This is a genomic window from Frankia nepalensis, from assembly GCF_016786325.1.
Classification (GTDB): domain Bacteria; phylum Actinomycetota; class Actinomycetes; order Frankiales; family Frankiaceae; genus Pseudofrankia; species Pseudofrankia nepalensis.
Window position 1 is genome coordinate 1 of record NZ_JADWYU010000209.1, and the last position, 15,011, is coordinate 15,011.

Annotated in this window: 11 protein-coding genes; 6 read left to right on the forward strand and 5 right to left on the reverse strand. The window is 71.0% G+C overall.

The window, feature by feature from the left end; genetic code table 11:
- Window positions 1–78 precede the first annotated feature (78 nt).
- From I6A81_RS33195 to I6A81_RS33205, 3 genes are read right to left on the reverse strand one after another with little or no spacing between them, the layout of a single operon-like run.
- A complete protein-coding gene (locus tag I6A81_RS33195) occupies window positions 79–828 on the reverse strand; it encodes a succinate dehydrogenase/fumarate reductase iron-sulfur subunit (protein WP_203005936.1) in 750 nt (249 codons plus the stop codon).
- The gene (locus I6A81_RS33200; RefSeq protein WP_203005935.1) at window positions 825–2,771 is read right to left on the reverse strand and encodes a fumarate reductase/succinate dehydrogenase flavoprotein subunit; all 1,947 of its coding nucleotides are present in this window, start codon (window positions 2,769–2,771) and stop codon (window positions 825–827) included. The genes I6A81_RS33195 and I6A81_RS33200 overlap by 4 nt, the downstream gene beginning before the upstream one ends.
- A gap of 2 nt (window positions 2,772–2,773) precedes the next feature.
- Window positions 2,774–3,403 carry a succinate dehydrogenase cytochrome b subunit gene (locus I6A81_RS33205; RefSeq protein ID WP_238430297.1) on the reverse strand — a complete coding sequence of 210 codons (630 nt, stop codon included), beginning with the start codon at window positions 3,401–3,403 and terminating at the stop codon, window positions 2,774–2,776.
- A 172-nt stretch (window positions 3,404–3,575) separates the two neighbouring features.
- On the opposite strand from I6A81_RS33205, the gene I6A81_RS33210 reads away from it, so the two are divergent.
- Window positions 3,576–4,565 (forward strand): LysR family transcriptional regulator, encoded by a 990-nt coding sequence (locus I6A81_RS33210; RefSeq protein ID WP_203010399.1) that lies wholly within the window; start codon window positions 3,576–3,578, stop codon window positions 4,563–4,565.
- A gap of 162 nt (window positions 4,566–4,727) precedes the next feature.
- The gene (dtd, locus tag I6A81_RS33215; protein WP_203005932.1) at window positions 4,728–5,150 is read left to right on the forward strand and encodes a D-aminoacyl-tRNA deacylase; all 423 of its coding nucleotides are present in this window, start codon (window positions 4,728–4,730) and stop codon (window positions 5,148–5,150) included.
- Window positions 5,151–5,698: 548 nt separating this feature from the next.
- Here the strand turns inward: dtd and dnaN are convergent.
- Window positions 5,699–6,883 (reverse strand): DNA polymerase III subunit beta, encoded by a 1,185-nt coding sequence (dnaN, locus tag I6A81_RS33220; protein WP_203005931.1) that lies wholly within the window; start codon window positions 6,881–6,883, stop codon window positions 5,699–5,701.
- 568 nt (window positions 6,884–7,451) lie between these two features.
- Here dnaN and I6A81_RS33225 point away from each other — a divergent pair.
- The 3 genes from I6A81_RS33225 (at window position 7,452) to I6A81_RS33235 (ending at window position 11,007) form a co-directional block, all read left to right on the forward strand.
- Window positions 7,452–8,708 carry an ABC transporter substrate-binding protein gene (locus I6A81_RS33225; RefSeq protein ID WP_307875086.1) on the forward strand — a complete coding sequence of 419 codons (1,257 nt, stop codon included), beginning with the start codon at window positions 7,452–7,454 and terminating at the stop codon, window positions 8,706–8,708.
- A gap of 342 nt (window positions 8,709–9,050) precedes the next feature.
- On the forward strand, window positions 9,051–10,295 hold the full coding sequence (locus tag I6A81_RS33230) for an ammonium transporter (protein ID WP_203005930.1): 1,245 nt from the start codon (window positions 9,051–9,053) through the stop codon (window positions 10,293–10,295).
- Between the two features lie 241 nt (window positions 10,296–10,536).
- Complete coding sequence (locus I6A81_RS33235; protein WP_203005929.1) at window positions 10,537–11,007, forward strand: DUF456 domain-containing protein; 471 nt, start codon at window positions 10,537–10,539, stop codon at window positions 11,005–11,007.
- A gap of 163 nt (window positions 11,008–11,170) precedes the next feature.
- Here I6A81_RS33235 and I6A81_RS33240 read toward each other — a convergent pair whose 3' ends face one another.
- Entirely contained in the window at window positions 11,171–13,183 is a 2,013-nt protein-coding gene (locus tag I6A81_RS33240) for a hypothetical protein (RefSeq protein ID WP_203005928.1), read from the reverse strand.
- A 680-nt stretch (window positions 13,184–13,863) separates the two neighbouring features.
- Between I6A81_RS33240 and I6A81_RS33245 the strand changes: the two genes are divergently transcribed.
- Entirely contained in the window at window positions 13,864–14,985 is a 1,122-nt protein-coding gene (locus I6A81_RS33245) for a GDSL-type esterase/lipase family protein (RefSeq protein WP_307875087.1), read from the forward strand.
- The last annotated feature ends 26 nt before the right edge of the window (window positions 14,986–15,011 follow it).

Below are 15,011 nucleotides of genomic sequence, written 5' to 3' on the forward strand. Positions count from 1 at the left end.
CCGCCCCGGCCACCCCGGGGGGCCCCGGCGCCCGGCGGGCCCGCGCCGCGTCACCGGGACGCGGCGCGGGCGGAGCGCCTACCGACGCCGGGTGAGCGAGGCGCGCAGGTACTCGCGGTTGAGCCGCGCGATGCTCTCCTGCGGGATGCCCTTCGGGCAGGCGTTGGTGCACTCGCCGGTGTTGGTGCACCCGCCGAAGCCCTCGGCGTCCATCTGCTCGACCATGCCCAGCACCCGGGTCTCGCGCTCCGGCTGGCCCTGCGGCAGCACGTTGAGGTGCGAGACCTTGGCGGAGACGAACAGCATCGACGAGCCGTTCGGGCAGGCGGCGACGCAGGCGCCGCAGCCGATGCACTCGGCGTTCTCGAACGCCAGGTCCGCGTCCGGCTTCGGCACCAGCTGGGAGTGCGCCTCCGGCGCGGAGCCGGTCGCCACGCTGACGTAGCCGCCGGACTGGATGATCCGGTCGAACGCGGACCGGTCGACCATCAGGTCCTTGACCACCGGGAACGCCGCCGACCGCCACGGCTCGATGACGATGACGTCGCCGTCGGAGAACGTGCGCATGTGCAGCTGGCAGGTGGTGGTCAGGGTCTGCGGGCCGTGCGGCGCGCCGTTGATCACCATGCCACAGGCGCCGCAGATGCCCTCGCGACAGTCGTGGTCGAAGGTGACCGGGATCTCCCCGTCGAGGATGAGCTTCTCGTTGAGGACGTCGAGCATCTCCAGGAACGACATGTCGGGGCTGACGTCGTCCAGCTGGTAGTCGACGAGCGTGCCCTTGGCCTCGGGACCGCTCTGCCGCCAGATGCGCAGGGTGAGTTTCATGCGTAGCTCCGCTGGGCGAGGTGCACTTCGTCGAACTGGAGGTGTTCCTTGTGCAGCACCGGCGGGCTGCCGATCCCGGTGAACTCCCAGGCGGCCGCGTAGGCGAAGTTCTCGTCGTCGCGCAGCGCCTCGCCGTCGGGGGTCTGGCTCTCCTCGCGGAAGTGACCACCGCACGACTCGGCGCGGTGCAGCGCGTCCAGGCAGAGCAGCTCGCCGAACTCGATGAAGTCGGCGATCCGGTTGGCCTTCTCCAGCGACTGGTTCAGCTCGGCGCCGGTGCCGGGGACCTTGACCCGCGTCCAGAACTCCTCGCGCAGCTCGGCCAGGCGGCTCAGCGCCTTCTTGAGGCCCTCGTCGGTTCGGGCCATGCCGCAGTTGTCCCAGATCAGCTCGCCGAGCTCCCGGTGGAACGAGTCGGGCGTGCGGTCGCCGTTGCTGGCGAGCAGCTTCGCGAGCTTCTCGGTGCTCTGCTCGTAGGCCTCGGTGGCCTCGGGCGCCGAGGAGTCGACCGGGGCGAGCTTGGTGCTCGCCAGGTAGTTACCGAGCATGGGCGGCAGCACGAAGTAGCCGTCGGCCAGGCCCTGCATGAGGGCGGAGGCACCGAGGCGGTTCGCGCCGTGGTCGGAGAAGTTGGCCTCGCCGATCACGAACAGGCCGGGGACGTTGCTCTGCAGGTCGTAGTCGACCCACAGCCCGCCCATCGTGTAGTGGATCGCCGGGTAGATCCGCATCGGGACCTTGTACGGGTTCTCGCCGGTGATCCGCTCGTACATCTCGAACAGGTTGCCGTACTTCTCCGCGACCTTGTCCTCGCCGAGCCGCTTGATCGCGTCGGCGAAGTCCAGGTAGACGCCGAGACCGCCGGGGCCGACGCCGCGGCCCTCGTCGCAGACGTACTTGGCCGCGCGCGAGGCGATGTCGCGCGGGACCAGGTTGCCGAACGACGGGTAGATCCGCTCGAGGTAGTAGTCGCGCTCGTCCTCGGGGATCTGGTCCGGGCTGCGGGTGTCCCCGGTCTGCTTCGGCACCCAGATCCGGCCGTCGTTGCGCAGCGACTCGCTCATCAGGGTGAGCTTCGACTGGTAGTCGCCGGACCGCGGGATGCAGGTCGGGTGGATCTGCGTGTAGCAGGGGTTCGCGAGGTAGGCGCCCCGCTTGTGCGCCCGCCAGATCGCGCTCGCGTTGGAGTTCTTGGCGTTCGTCGACAGGTAGAAGACGTTGCCGTAGCCGCCGGTGGCGAGCACGACCGCGTCGGCCATGTAGGTCGAGACCTCGCCGGTGACCAGGTCGCGGGCGATGATGCCGCGGGCCCGGCCGTCGATGACGATCAGGTCGAGCATCTCGGTGCGGGCGTGCATCTCGATGTTGCCGGCGTCGATCTGGCGCGACAGCGCCTGGTAGGCGCCGAGCAGCAGCTGCTGGCCCGTCTGGCCCCTGGCGTAGAAGGTGCGCTGCACCTGCACGCCGCCGAACGAGCGGGTGTCCAGCAGGCCCGAGTACTCGCGGGCGAACGGGACGCCCTGGGCGACGCACTGGTCGATGATCTGGACGCTGACCTCGGCGAGCCGGTGCACGTTCGACTCGCGGGCGCGGAAGTCGCCGCCCTTGACCGTGTCGTAGAACAGCCGGCGGACCGAGTCGCCGTCGTTGCGGTAGTTCTTGGCCGCGTTGATGCCGCCCTGCGCGGCGATCGAGTGGGCCCGGCGCGGCGAGTCCTGGTAGCAGAACTGGACGACGCGGTAGCCCTGCTCCGCCAGCGTCGCGCCGGCGGCGCCGCCGGCGAGTCCCGTGCCGACGACGATGACGGTGTGCTTGCGGCGGTTGGCCGGGTTGACCAGCTTCGCCTCGAACTTGCGCCGGCTCCAGCGGGTGTCGATCGGGCCGTCCGGGGCGGCCTTGTCGACGAGGTCCGTGCCGACCGTGTAACCGTAGGTCTCAGACATGCTCAATCCACCAAACCGGACAGGACCGCGATCGGGACGGAGATGAAGCCGAGCGTGATCACGACGCCGAGCACGATCGCCGTCGTCTTGTAGGCGGTGGCCTTCGTGGCGCTGGAGACCGCCCCGAGCGTGCGCGCGGCGCTCCAGAAGCCGTGCGAGATGTGCAGGCAGAGCGCGAGCATCGCGACGATGTAGACGAGCGCGATGTACCAGTGCGAGAAGTCAGCGACGACGTTGTCGTAGGCCGCGCCCTCGACGCCGTTCGGGTTCGCGACCAGGGCCGTCAGGTCGAGGATGTGGTAGATGATGAACAGGCCGAGGATGATGCCGCCGAAGCGCATCGTGTTCGTGGCGTAGCTCGCGGTCGGCCGCAGCCGGTGAGCGTACTTCGCCGGCCGAGCCTTCAGGTCACGCCGGCTCAGCTGGTAGGCGCTGACCGCGTGCAGCACGACGCAGGCCAGCAGCACGAACCTCGAGATCCAGAGGAACCACGCGTTGTGGAGCACTGGGCTGCCGATCGTGCGCAGCCAGTGGGCATAGGAGTCGAACTCCTCCCTGCCGAAAAAGATCTTGAGGTTGCCCAGCATGTGGGCGATGAGGAAGAGCAGCATGAACAGGCCAGTGGCCGCCATTACTGCCTTCTTGCCGATGTTTGACCGCCATAGGACGGCCACGGCCGAGGTGCGCCCTACCTGGGTCGCCGGGGTTGCTACTGCCACGGTCGAGCAACGTACGGGTCGCAAGCGGCCAAGGTCCAAGACATGAAGATGCTGGTCTCAATAGGGCACGACTATCGTCCTAGGCGTGCAGCTGCATCAGCTTGCCTACTTCGTCGCTGTGGCCGAGACGAAGCACTTCACCAGGGCCGCTACACGCGTTCACGTGGCCCAGCCGTCACTGTCCGCGCAAATTCGGGCGCTGGAGACGGAGCTCGGCAGCCCCCTGTTCAACCGGGCTAGGGGGAATATCACACTCACTCCGGCGGGTGAGGCGCTGCTTCCGCTGGCCCGGAGGATCTTGGCGGACACCGACACGGCCCGCCGCGAGGTCCAGGAACTAGGGGACCTGCGCCGCGGCACCGTCCGGATCGGCGCGACCCCGAGCCTGTGCACCGGCGTGCTCCCGGAGGTGCTGCGGCTGTTCCGCCAGCGTTACCCCGGGATCCAGTTGCTCGTCGAGGAGGGCGGCTCGCGCGACCTGGTCGGCGAGCTCGCGGTCGGCGCGCTCGACCTGGCTCTGATCATCCTGCCGCTGCAGCAGAACGACCCCGCGCTGGCAACCAGCCCGCTGCTGGACGAGGACCTGGTCGTCATCTCCTCCCCTGACGGGCCGCCGCCCGTGCGCGGCGCCCGGATGGCGGTGGACGACCTGCGCGACCAGCCACTGGTGATGTTCCGGCGTGGCTACGACCTGCGCGAGTTCACCGTGGGCGCCTGCCGAACCGCCGGATTCGAGCCGACGTTCGCGATCGAGGGCGGCGAGATGGACGCCGTGTGCGGATTCGTGATGGCCGGGCTCGGCATCGCCGTCATCCCGAGCATGGTGGCCTTCCGGCAACCACTACGCACGACACCGTTCCATCCTCCGGGGCTGGGCCGCACGATCGGGTTGGCGCACCGGCGCGACGTCGAGCCGCCGCGAGCCGCCCGCGAGCTGCGCGCGACCCTCGTCGACTTCGTCGCCAACGCGGCCGCCAACGACATGCTCCCGCCCGGCGTCCGCCCGGCGCCGGGCGTCCGCCGCGGCGCCTTCCCCACCGGCGGTTCCCTCCTCCACAACCCGCACGGCGCCTGAGCCGGTCCGCGCCTCCCCATCCCGCCGCGCCTCCTCATCCCCGCCGCATCCCCGCCGCGCGGCCGAGGCCGCGAGGTCCGACGCTCACCACGGTGATCGGTGGTCGGGCGCCAGCCGGCCGGCCGCTCGGGGCCGGCGGGGCAGAGGTGGAAGACTGCGCGCATGCGAGCCGTGGTCCAGACCGTCGGGCGGGCATCCGTCACGGTCGACGGCGAGGTGGTCGGGGCGGTGACCGACGGCCTGCTCGTCTACGTCGGCGCGACCCACACGGACACGGCCGAGGAGGCCGACCGGCTCGCCCGCAAGGTCCACGAGCTGCGCATCCTCGACGGCGACCGGTCCGCCGCCGAGACCGGCGCGCCGCTGCTGGTCGTCAGCCAGTTCACCCTGTACGCCGACACGGCGAAGGGCCGCCGGCCGTCGTTCACGAAGGCCGCGCCGGCCGAGATGGCGGCCGGCCTGGTGGACTCGTTCGTCGACGCGCTGCGCGCCCGCGGCGCGACCGTCGAAACCGGCCGCTTCCGCGCCCACATGCTCGTCGAGAGCGTCAACGTCGGCCCGCGCACCATCCTCCTGGAGATCTGACCCCCCAAAGGCCAGACCCAACTCTCAGCCGTCGCCCGCGGCGCCCATGAGCGCACCCGCCCCCACGGATCGCAACCATGATCCCAACCCGAGACGCGCCAGACCCCTGATTCTCAGGCCTGCCCACTACCAGGTCGGTCGGGGCGCCCAGCGCCCCGAGGCGGAGCGCCGATGGTCGCGCCAGCGACCTTGAGGCGACCGCCGCATGCTCGTCGAGAGCGTCAACGTCGGCCCGCGCACCATCCTCCTGGAGATCTGAGCCAGACCCGAAGGCCAGACCCGACCCTCAGCCGTCGCCCGCGGCGCCCATGAGCGCACCCGCCCCCACGGATCGCAACCATGATCCCAACCCGAGACGCGCCAGACCCCTGATTCTCAGGCCTGCCCACTACCAGGTCGGTCGGGGCGCCCAGCGCCCCGAGGCGGAGCGCCGATGGTCGCGCCAGCGACCTTGAGGCGACCGCCGCATGCTCGTCGAGAGCGTCAACGTCGGCCCGCGCACCATCCTCCTGGAGATCTGAGCCAGACCCGAAGGCCAGACCCGACCCTCAGGCGCCCCCCGAACGCACGACCGGCATGAGGACGTAGCGGTAGCCGTCGTCGTCCTTGCCGGTCAGGATCGCGGGAAGCCGGGCCGCCTCCTCCGGGTCGGTGTCCGCGAAACCGATCGTCACCTCGTCGCCGTCGACGGCGCCCAGCCCATCGAGCAGATAGCCGGGGTTGTACCAGGCGACCAGGTCCGGTCCGTCGTAGTCGATCGGCACCGAGTCGGTCGCGGAGGCCAGGCCCAGCGGCCCGGAGTCCGCGGCGGTGGTGGTGCCCGCGTCCGGGCCGACGTCCGCGGTGAGCATGCCGGCGGACAGGGTCAGGCGCACCACCGGGCCGGTGCGGGGCGCGACCACCGCGACACGGCGGATCGCCGCCACGAGCGGGCCGATGTGCGCGCAGGCGAGCAGCGGGACCGAGTCGGGAAACAGGCGGCGATAGTGCGGGAATGTCCCGTTGACGAGCCGGACCACGACCCGGCGCGACCCGGTCGACAGCCCGAAGCGGGCGGGGCCGCCCTCGTCCTCGGTGCCGAGGCCGAGCGCGAGCCGGGACGCGGCCGTCGGGATGCGGGCGAGATCGGCGAGCAGGCGGGCGGGGACGTGCGCGACCGCCTCCGGCGCCCGCACCGACGGCCGCCACGGGATCGTGCGCACCGCGAGCCGGTAGCGGTCGGTCGCGACCAGCGTGAGGCCTCGGGCGCCGAGTTCGAGGCGCAGCGCGGTGAGCACCGGGAACGTCTCGTCCCTGGCCGCCGCCGGGACGACCTGGTTGACCGCGGCCGCGAAACCGAGGGTGTCGACCTCGCCGACCGGCGGCGGGAACTCGGGCAGTGCCGGGTAGTCGACCAGCGGCAGCGTCGGCACCCGGTAGTGGGCGCCGGCGGCGCGTACCAGCAGCCAGCCCTCGTCCACGACGAGGCGCACCGACTCGTCGTGCAGGCTGCGCACGATCTCGGCCACCAGCCGGCCCGGTACCAGCGCCCGGCCAGGGACCGCCGCCGCGGTGTCGAGAGTCGCCGTCACCGCCACCTGATGGTCGAACGCCGACAGGGTCAGCCGCTCGCCCGCGTCCAGCACCATCCCGGCGCTCGCCGCCAGCGGGGCCGGCATCGCCCGCGCTGGTAGGTGTCGCGCCACCCAGCTCGCCGCCTCCGCGAACTCGGCGCGCGGAACCGTGACCCTCACGGCTCAGCCACTACGCGCGCATCCGGGCGGGTGAAGCGCGCGCGGACAGCGACCGGCATGCTGACCGTCATGGTGGGATTCTGACGCGTCACTTGCTGAATTCCCGGTATATCGCCCGTGTCGCCGGCCGAATCCAGCGACCACGCTGCGCCACCGTCACCGCGAGGCGCCTCGCCGGGCTGGCCCCGACGCGGCGGGCGCCGAACGTGAGCCGGGACGACGGCCGGCCGGACGGGTGTCGCGACGACCGGGGCAGGGCCGGCCGCGAGGTCGGCGGAGGCACCGGGCACGGCACCCAACGTGACGAGGAGCACCCGCCTATCCAACAGGACCCGCGGCCGATCGGGCGGCGGCCCGCCGAGATGGCCAGCGCCGCGACCGGAGCCCCGGGCGGGATCAGGATCATCGATCGGGCGACTATCGATCCACCAAGCCCACTCCTGGATCACAGCACAAGAGCCCAGAAAAGCCACATAACGGCCACCGCAAGCCCACCTTGGGCCGCATTGACATCACATCCCCAACAGATGGGCGTCGTGGAGCCGCATTCCTCGTCATTGTGGGTTGGGTGAGGACGAGGGAGCGGGCAAGGCACCGGATCCACGCGCTCACCGCCGCGTGCTTGGCGATCGCGTACGCGGCGGCCGCTGCGCTGGCGGGCTGCGCGGCACCGAGTCAGGCGGGCGCTGGCCGCCCGGCGGGGGGATGCCCCACACCCGGCATCACCGAGGACGAGGTCCGGCTCGGCATGCTGTTGCCGGACTCCGGCAACGCTGAGTCGTTGTTCAGCCCGTTCCGGGCCGGCGTGGATGCCCGGCTGGGCGTCGCCAACGCCGCCGGTGGCGTGCACGGACGGCAGGTGAGGTACGACTGGGAGGACGATGGTTCCGAGCCGGAGAGAAACCTGGTCGGCGCCGGCGCGCTGGTCAACCGCCCAGTGTTCGCGATCCTGGAGTCCACGTCGGTAGCCAGCGGGTCGGCCGCGTTTCTGCACAGCCAGGGAATCCCCGTGCTGGGGACGTCGCTGGAGGATCCCTGGACGCGGTACGACAACATGTTCAGCTACTCGAACCTGCTCGGCCACACGGGCGCGGTATCTACTTACGGCGACTTCGTGGTTGAGCATGGCGGACAGCGCGCCGTCATGGTCGTCACCCAGTTCTCCCGTACGTCGCAGGACTTCGCCGAGGTGCTCACGGCGAGCCTGCGGGCGCGCGGCATCCCGGTCGTCGCCACGGTGGACGCGACCGCGCCGGTCAACTTCGGCGCCCTCGGCCGCCAGATCAAGGAGAGTGGCGCCGACGTCATGGTGGGCGCCGTGACCGGCGGCGCGTTCGGACAAGCGGTGCTGGCCGCCCTCGGCGCCCAGGCGAACCTGAAGGTGATCCTCTCCCCCACCGGCTACGACCAGCGACTGCTCGACACCTTCAAGCAAATCATCGCCGGCGTGTATCTCGTCGTTGACTTCACGCCCTTTGAGGCGGACCGCCCCGCTCACAAGGGGTTTTTGACGGCGATGGCGCGCTACGCCCCCGAGACGCGGCCGGCCAACCAGCAGGCCGCCCTGTCCGGCTGGATCTCGGCGGACATGCTGCTGCGCGGCCTGCAGGCCGCCGGCACGTGCCCGACTCGGGAAGGGTTCATCAAGGCGCTACGCGCGGTCCGCGGCTACACCGCCGACGGCCTGTTGCCCCAGCCGATCGACTTCCGCGCCGATTTCGGCAAGCTGACCCGTTGCCTGAGCTTCGTGCAGGTCGCTCCGGACGGGAAGCGCTTCGATCTGGTCGACCCGCTCCCTCGCTGCGGGGAGGAAGTCCCGCGGTAAGAGACGTCGGTCGCGGCGCGACCCGCGCGGTCACCACCATCCGACGCGACTCGGTCACTCGGCGAGTCGGGTACGGCGATCTCCCGATGGGATGTGAAATCCACGCGCCACGCCCGGGCCGACAACCAACCACGCCACCCATCTCCCACACCGGCCGCCGACAGCGAGAACAAACCCCCCTCAAATCTCCGCCGTAACTCGTGTGTGATACAAGGGACACCACTTCGGAACGGCTGGTGCGCACTCTGCCACCTTGGGTCCCCCACCGGCCAGATGATCCTTTGCCGCGCCGCTCCGGAGGCCCGGCCGCTACCGATCCCCAGAGCCCAGGACAGGCGGGACATGCCGTTCGACGTCGGCGCGATCGACTCCGGAGACACCGCGTGGCTGCTGGCCAGCTCCGCGCTCGTGCTCGTGATGACGCCCGGGCTGGCGTTCTTTTACGGCGGCATGGTCCGTGTGGAGAACGTCCTTGGCATGCTGATGCAGAACTTTTTCTGTATGGGGATTGTCAGCCTGCTGTGGGTCAGCTGTACGTACAGCATCGCGTTCGGTGGCGACAACGCTTTCTTCGGCGGCCTGCACTTCGCCGGCCTGCAGCACATGAGCGAGCAGGTCCCCGGTTACAGCGGTGATCTCGGGCAGTCGATCCCGCCGATCGTGTTCGCGGCCTTCCAGCTGATGTTCGCGATCATCACTCCCGCGCTGATCACCGGCGGCCCGGCCGACCGGTTCCGCTTCGGCCCGTTCGCGACCTTCATCATCCTGTGGTCGGTGCTCGTGTACGCGCCGGTCGCGCACTGGGTCTTCTCGCCGACCGGCTGGCTGTTCGAGCACGGCGCCGAGGACTTCGCCGGCGGGACGGTGGTGCACGCCAACGCCGGTGCCGCGGCGATCGCGATCGCCATCGTCGTCGGGAAGCGGCGAGGCTGGCCGGACGGCAACTTCCGGCCGCACAACGTGCCGTTCGTGCTGCTCGGCGCCGGGCTGCTCTGGTTCGGCTGGTTCGGGTTCAACGCCGGCTCCGCGCTGAAGGCCAACGAGCTCGCCGGCTTCGCGTTCGTGAACACCAACACCGCCGCCGCCTGCGCGCTGCTCGGCTGGATCCTCACCGAGAAGCTGCGCGACGGCCGGTCGACCACGCTCGGCGCCGCCTCCGGCGCGGTCGCCGGCCTCGTCGCGATCACCCCGGCGGCCGGCTACGTCACCCCGGTCGGCTCCATCTGCATCGGGCTGATAGCTGGCGTGGTGTGCGCGTCGGTCACCGGCATCAAGGGCAAGATCGGGATCGACGACGCCCTCGACGTGGGTGCCGTGCACCTGGTCGGCGGCTCGCTCGGCGCCCTGCTGATCGGATTCTGGGGCTCGTCGCAGACGGGCGGCGCGGACGGCTTCTTCTACGGCGGCGGGCTCGATCTGCTCACCAAGCAGGCGCTGGCGGTTGGCGCCGTCGTCGCCTACTCGTTCATCGTCACCCTGGTCATCGGCTATCTCATCCGCATGTTCGTCCGGATGCGGATGTCGGTCGACGAGGAGCGCGAGGGCATGGACATCGCCCTGCACGGCGAGCGCGCCTACGACTTCTGACACCGCGCCGGTCGTCTGCCGACCTCGTGTCTGGCCGACCCCGCGCCTGGCCGACCCCAAGCCTCGGGCGGGAACCACCTGTTTCGGCAAAGACGCCCATTTTGGTTGGCTACGGCCTGCCTGGGTAACGTCCGCGCCGAGGCCGCGTGGACGGCGGCCCGTGTGATCAACGAAGGCAGAGTGGCTGTGGCCAGGTCACTGCCCGCGGCGACGAGAACGGAGGTGGCCCATCAGCCTCGGCATGCATTTCGTCGTCGGCCTGGTGATGGCGGTCGGGCTGGTGGGAGTCATCGTTCCCGTGCTGCCGGGCCTGGTCATCGTGCTCGGCGCGGGCCTGTGGTGGACCATCGCCGACGGCGGTGGGGTGCGCTGGGCCGTGTTCGCCGTGATGGTCGTGCTCGCCGTCATCGGAGCGGTCGCGCAGTACGTACTGCCGGCGAAGGCCACCAAGGGCAAGGGCGCGCCGTGGACGACGCTGCTCGTCGGCGCCGTCGGCGCGGTCATCGGCTTCTTCGTGATCCCGGTCGTCGGCCTGCCCGTCGGCGGCCTGCTCGGCATCTACGCCGCCGAGGCCATCCGTCTCAGGAACTGGCGGGACGCCCTCTCGACCACCTGGGCCGCGGTCATCGGCATCGGCATCGGCATTCTCGTGGAGCTCCTGGCCGGCATCCTGGCCGCCCTCACCTGGCTCATCTCCGCGATCGTCCTCTGAGGCCGGGCGGGCCGGTGCCCGCCGGCCGCCAACGCCGCCGGCCTGGGCGGGTCGACCAGCCTCGCCAGACGTGCCCTCGTCTGGACGTGCCGCGCGCCTAGCCGAGCGACCCACACCATGGAACCGAGCGTCCGCCGAGGCGGCGAGCCACCTCGAGCCCTCGTCACAGAAGGCCGACGTGACCGAAGGCGGCCGCGATCTCGTTGTCCTGGACCGTGTGACCGTGCTCCAGGCATTTCAGGGTGACGAGGCCGTTCTTGACGCCGTCAAGGTGGAAGGTCGACCAGGTTCGACAGATTGGGCACGTTCGCCCGGTCAGGTAGGGCCTCAGGAGGTGCAGGCGGTCCGCGCCATCGAGAAGGTACAGGCTGCCCCGTTCCACGTCGGAGGAACCGTAAGAAAGACGCAGGGTCCGCACGACCGGATGATCTCCGACGAGCTCCCGGAAGCTGACAGCGCCCTTCTTCGTCAGGCTGTTCCAGTCGTTGGCCGTGACCTGGACGAGCCGCAGGTCCGCCAGGAAGGCGACCGATCTCAGCAGCCCTTCGAGGTCGTCGCTCAGCTGCCTGACGACGCGGGGAAGCTCCGTCACGTCCACCCCGCGCAGGTGTGCCTCGTTGTTCCTGCGGTCGTTGAGGCGCCGCGCCCGCTCGTCGAATTCACCCTCCTCCAGGGCGCGTTGCAGGTCCCGCGCCGGATGGTCGTCAGGCAACGCCTTCACGGCGGTCGAGGCCCGGATCTCCCGCAGGGCGCTGCGCCACTCGCCGAAGGTCGGGCCGCCTTTCTTCCTGGCAAGGTTGTTCCGCAGGCTCTTCTTGGAGCCAAGCTCTACTCCGGACGGGCCCGTGAGCGCGAGAGCGACATAGGTCAGGTAGCAGAGCAGCACCTCCGCCGCCCCGAGGATCTCGTCCAGCGCGAGCCGGTGGTCCTCCGCGCTGAGCGCGGCCTCGACCAGTCGCCACCGGAACGCGATGGGATACGGGTACCGTGTGCGCACCGTATGGTGCTGGTCGCTGATCAGCAGGGCTGCCTCACGGCGCAGGCGCAGCTCCCGGCCGCTGGCCACGACCTGATCCCGGATCTCACCCGCGGTGGCCTCGGAGAAGGCCGCCTGGAGCACCTCCTCCGCCTGCACCCGCCACCGCTCGAACTGGGTCCGGGCGTCGTCCAGGTCGGCCAGGGCCGCGCGCAGCGCGTCGTTCGCCCTCGGGATCGGCACCTTGCGGAGCTGACCCCGGACGAGGCGGGCGGAGCTCTCCCGGTCGGCGTCGATGAGGCGCCGAGCCATCCGCGAACGCAGGTAGTGCACGGCGACCACGCGGTCCCGCTCGTCCAGGCCGGCCCTTGGCCGAAGGACGATGACTGTGCCGCTCGCGGCCAGGGGCAGATCGTCCTCGGTGACCTCGACGACCGGCATGCGCAGATCTCCGCGCGCCACGGTCTCCCTGAGCAGGATGTCTCCCGGCCGCAGGAACCTGTTGGGCGCCAGGACCGCCCACTTCGAGTACTCGTCAGCGGGACTGATCCTGCCTTCCCGCGTCAGGTCGCGGCCGGTGACCACCCGCACGGCGCCTGGATCCCCCTCGCGGGCCAGCCGGCCCTCCCGGGCCGCGCGCTGCGCCAGTATCGACGGCTCCGGCAGGTCGAAGGCGTCCCCCAGGGCTGTGGTGTCCCCCAACGAGCGGACCGCCGACCTGAGCGCCTCGGTGTCAGGATGGTGCTGGTCGAATCCGAGGCCCGCGCCCGGGGCGAGGCCAGCGGAGAGCACATAGCCGAACCGCTGGCGCCCCTCGCTCCTGGCCAGCAGGCTGGCGAAGTCGCTCTCGATCTCGCCGAGGTCCACTCGCCTGTGCAACCGGAACAGGTAGACCTGCTCCGAGGCGCCCGTCCGCGGGACGAAGAACGGCAGGGCGAAGTCGACGACGGGGTAGAGAGCCGACGAGAAGTTCGAGCCGTACATGACCAGTGCCGGTCGCCAGAACCTGGCCAGCGCGTCCCGGACGCCCGCCTTGCGATCCGCGACGAGCATGGACGGCGGCACCACCGCCGCGAGAACCGCGGACGGGCCCCCCGGCCGGCAGTTCGGGAGAAGACTCTCGTACGGATACGCTCCCTGGTCCCTCATCCGCAGCGCGGGAACCACGAACGTGGGCCGGTCGACCAGAAACTCGGCCACCTTCTCATCCGGCCGCCGCCGTGCCAGGGCCGACTGTTCGAACGGGAGATCCGCGAAGGGATTGAGGGGGTCGTCGCGCTGGATGTTCCCGACTGGCCCCGACTCCCGGCCGCCAGGTGCCCAGACCGTCGGCTCACCATTGGCAAACCGCGCGAAGGCGGCCCGCACAAGGCGGACTAGCAGTGCCCACCGCTCGTTCGCGGCCAGGGATCCCCGCGAGCTTTCAGGCCAGGCCGCGTCGTACACGGCGGAATGATAGCGAGGGGGATATACGGCCGACACCCCGCCACTCCTCATGATCGTGCCCGCATTCTGATCGACGGCGGCTGGCCGCCCGGCTGCCCCCGCCGCGGTCGGGTGACCGCTGGTCCGGTGGCGGCCTGGCTCCGGCGGCGGCCGCCGCCTCGATCCGCCGCGGCGGCCGTCCCTGCGCCGGGCTGTCTCCATCCTGAATCCGCGCCGCCAGGTCGAAGGCGCCATCCGCTCGGGACGGCCGCCGGGCGGCGCGATACGCGCGGGACTGAGATGGTGGTCACTCCGGGCACGCGGGTGGGCACCTTGGGCAGGGGTTGGGTGGCGGCCGGCAGAATGGGCGGGCCGGACGGTCGGAGGCCCGGCGCCGGCTCGCTGACCCCCTTCTCCGGTCCAGCCGGAGCGTCCAGATCACCGGGGAGGCGCGGGTGCGCAGCAGGGCCGCCACCGGCCGCCTGGCCGCGCTCCTGGCGGTGCTCCTGGCTGCGCTGCTGGCCGTGGCGCTGGTCACCCTCGGCGGCTGCCGCGGGTCGGCGGCCCCGGCCGCGCCGGCCTCCCCGCCGCCGCCACCCCAGCGCGTCATGATCGTCGGTGATTCGATCACGCACGAGTCGGCCGGGGACTACACCTGGCGCTACCGCCTGGCCGAGCACCTGGCCCGCACCGCGCCCGGCCGGGTGGACTTCGTCGGTGACCGGGCGGACGTCTGGGACAACGTCGCCGACAAGGGTGGCTCGACCGACTACGCGGACCCGCGGTTCGACCGGGAACACCATGCCCTGTGGGGCGATTCGCTGCGTAACGAAGTCCCGGCGATCGAAGCGGCGGTACGCGCGACCCCGGCGGACGTCGTGCTGGTCCTGCTGGGGGCGAACGACCTGACGTACTGGACGCTCCCGGCGGACACAGTCGTGCTGATGAAGCAGTTCATCGACAACGTCCGGCGGGTGAACCCGCGAATGACGTTCGTGCTCGGGCACGTGCTCCCCCGGGCCGACTTCCGCGACAACAGCCTTAACCTGCCGCAGGCCGGGGTGTTCAACAGTCTCGTGGATGAACAGGCGGCGGCCTGGTCGACGCCCGCTTCCAAGGTCGTGGTCGCGCGCACGGAGATCGGATTCGATCCACTGCGCGACGCCTGGGACGGCTCGCACCCGACCCCGCACGGCGAGCTGCTCATCGCCCGCGGCTTCGCGGACGCCCTCGCCAGCCTGGGCCTGGGCGCCCCGTTCGGCCCCGTGCCCGACAACGTCCCGTGGCCGGGCACCGGTCGTCCGCCGACGGTGGCCCAGGCGGCTCCGGGCGACACCCGGGTCACGCTCACCTGGCCGGCCACCCCGGGCGCCACCCAGTACGTCGTCGAGCGTCGGGTCGTGTCCTGGAACGAGCAGGCGTTCATCCGCGTGCCGGCATCCGTCTCCGGCTACAGCTGGACCAGCGATCCGCTGCTGCCGGGCGTCACGGTCGCCTACCGCGTCGTCCCGATGAAGGGCCGTATGGCCGGCCAGCCCGGCCCCTCCGTCGACTACACCGTCAGCGCGTTACCCTGACGCGCCCCGCGGTCGGGCACGGTGGC

Excerpts from the sequence above, each read along its gene's own strand:
- dtd (WP_203005932.1), top strand. The coding sequence starts at position 4,728 with ATGCGAGCCGTGGTCCAGACCGTCGGGCGGGCATCCGTCACGGTCGAC.
- I6A81_RS33200 (WP_203005935.1), bottom strand. The coding sequence starts at position 2,771 with ATGTCTGAGACCTACGGTTACACGGTCGGCACGGACCTCGTCGACAAG.
- I6A81_RS33235 (WP_203005929.1), top strand. The coding sequence starts at position 10,537 with ATGCATTTCGTCGTCGGCCTGGTGATGGCGGTCGGGCTGGTGGGAGTC.
- I6A81_RS33195 (WP_203005936.1), bottom strand. The coding sequence starts at position 828 with ATGAAACTCACCCTGCGCATCTGGCGGCAGAGCGGTCCCGAGGCCAAG.
- I6A81_RS33205 (WP_238430297.1), bottom strand. The coding sequence starts at position 3,403 with ATGGCGGCCACTGGCCTGTTCATGCTGCTCTTCCTCATCGCCCACATG.
- I6A81_RS33230 (WP_203005930.1), top strand. The coding sequence starts at position 9,051 with ATGCCGTTCGACGTCGGCGCGATCGACTCCGGAGACACCGCGTGGCTG.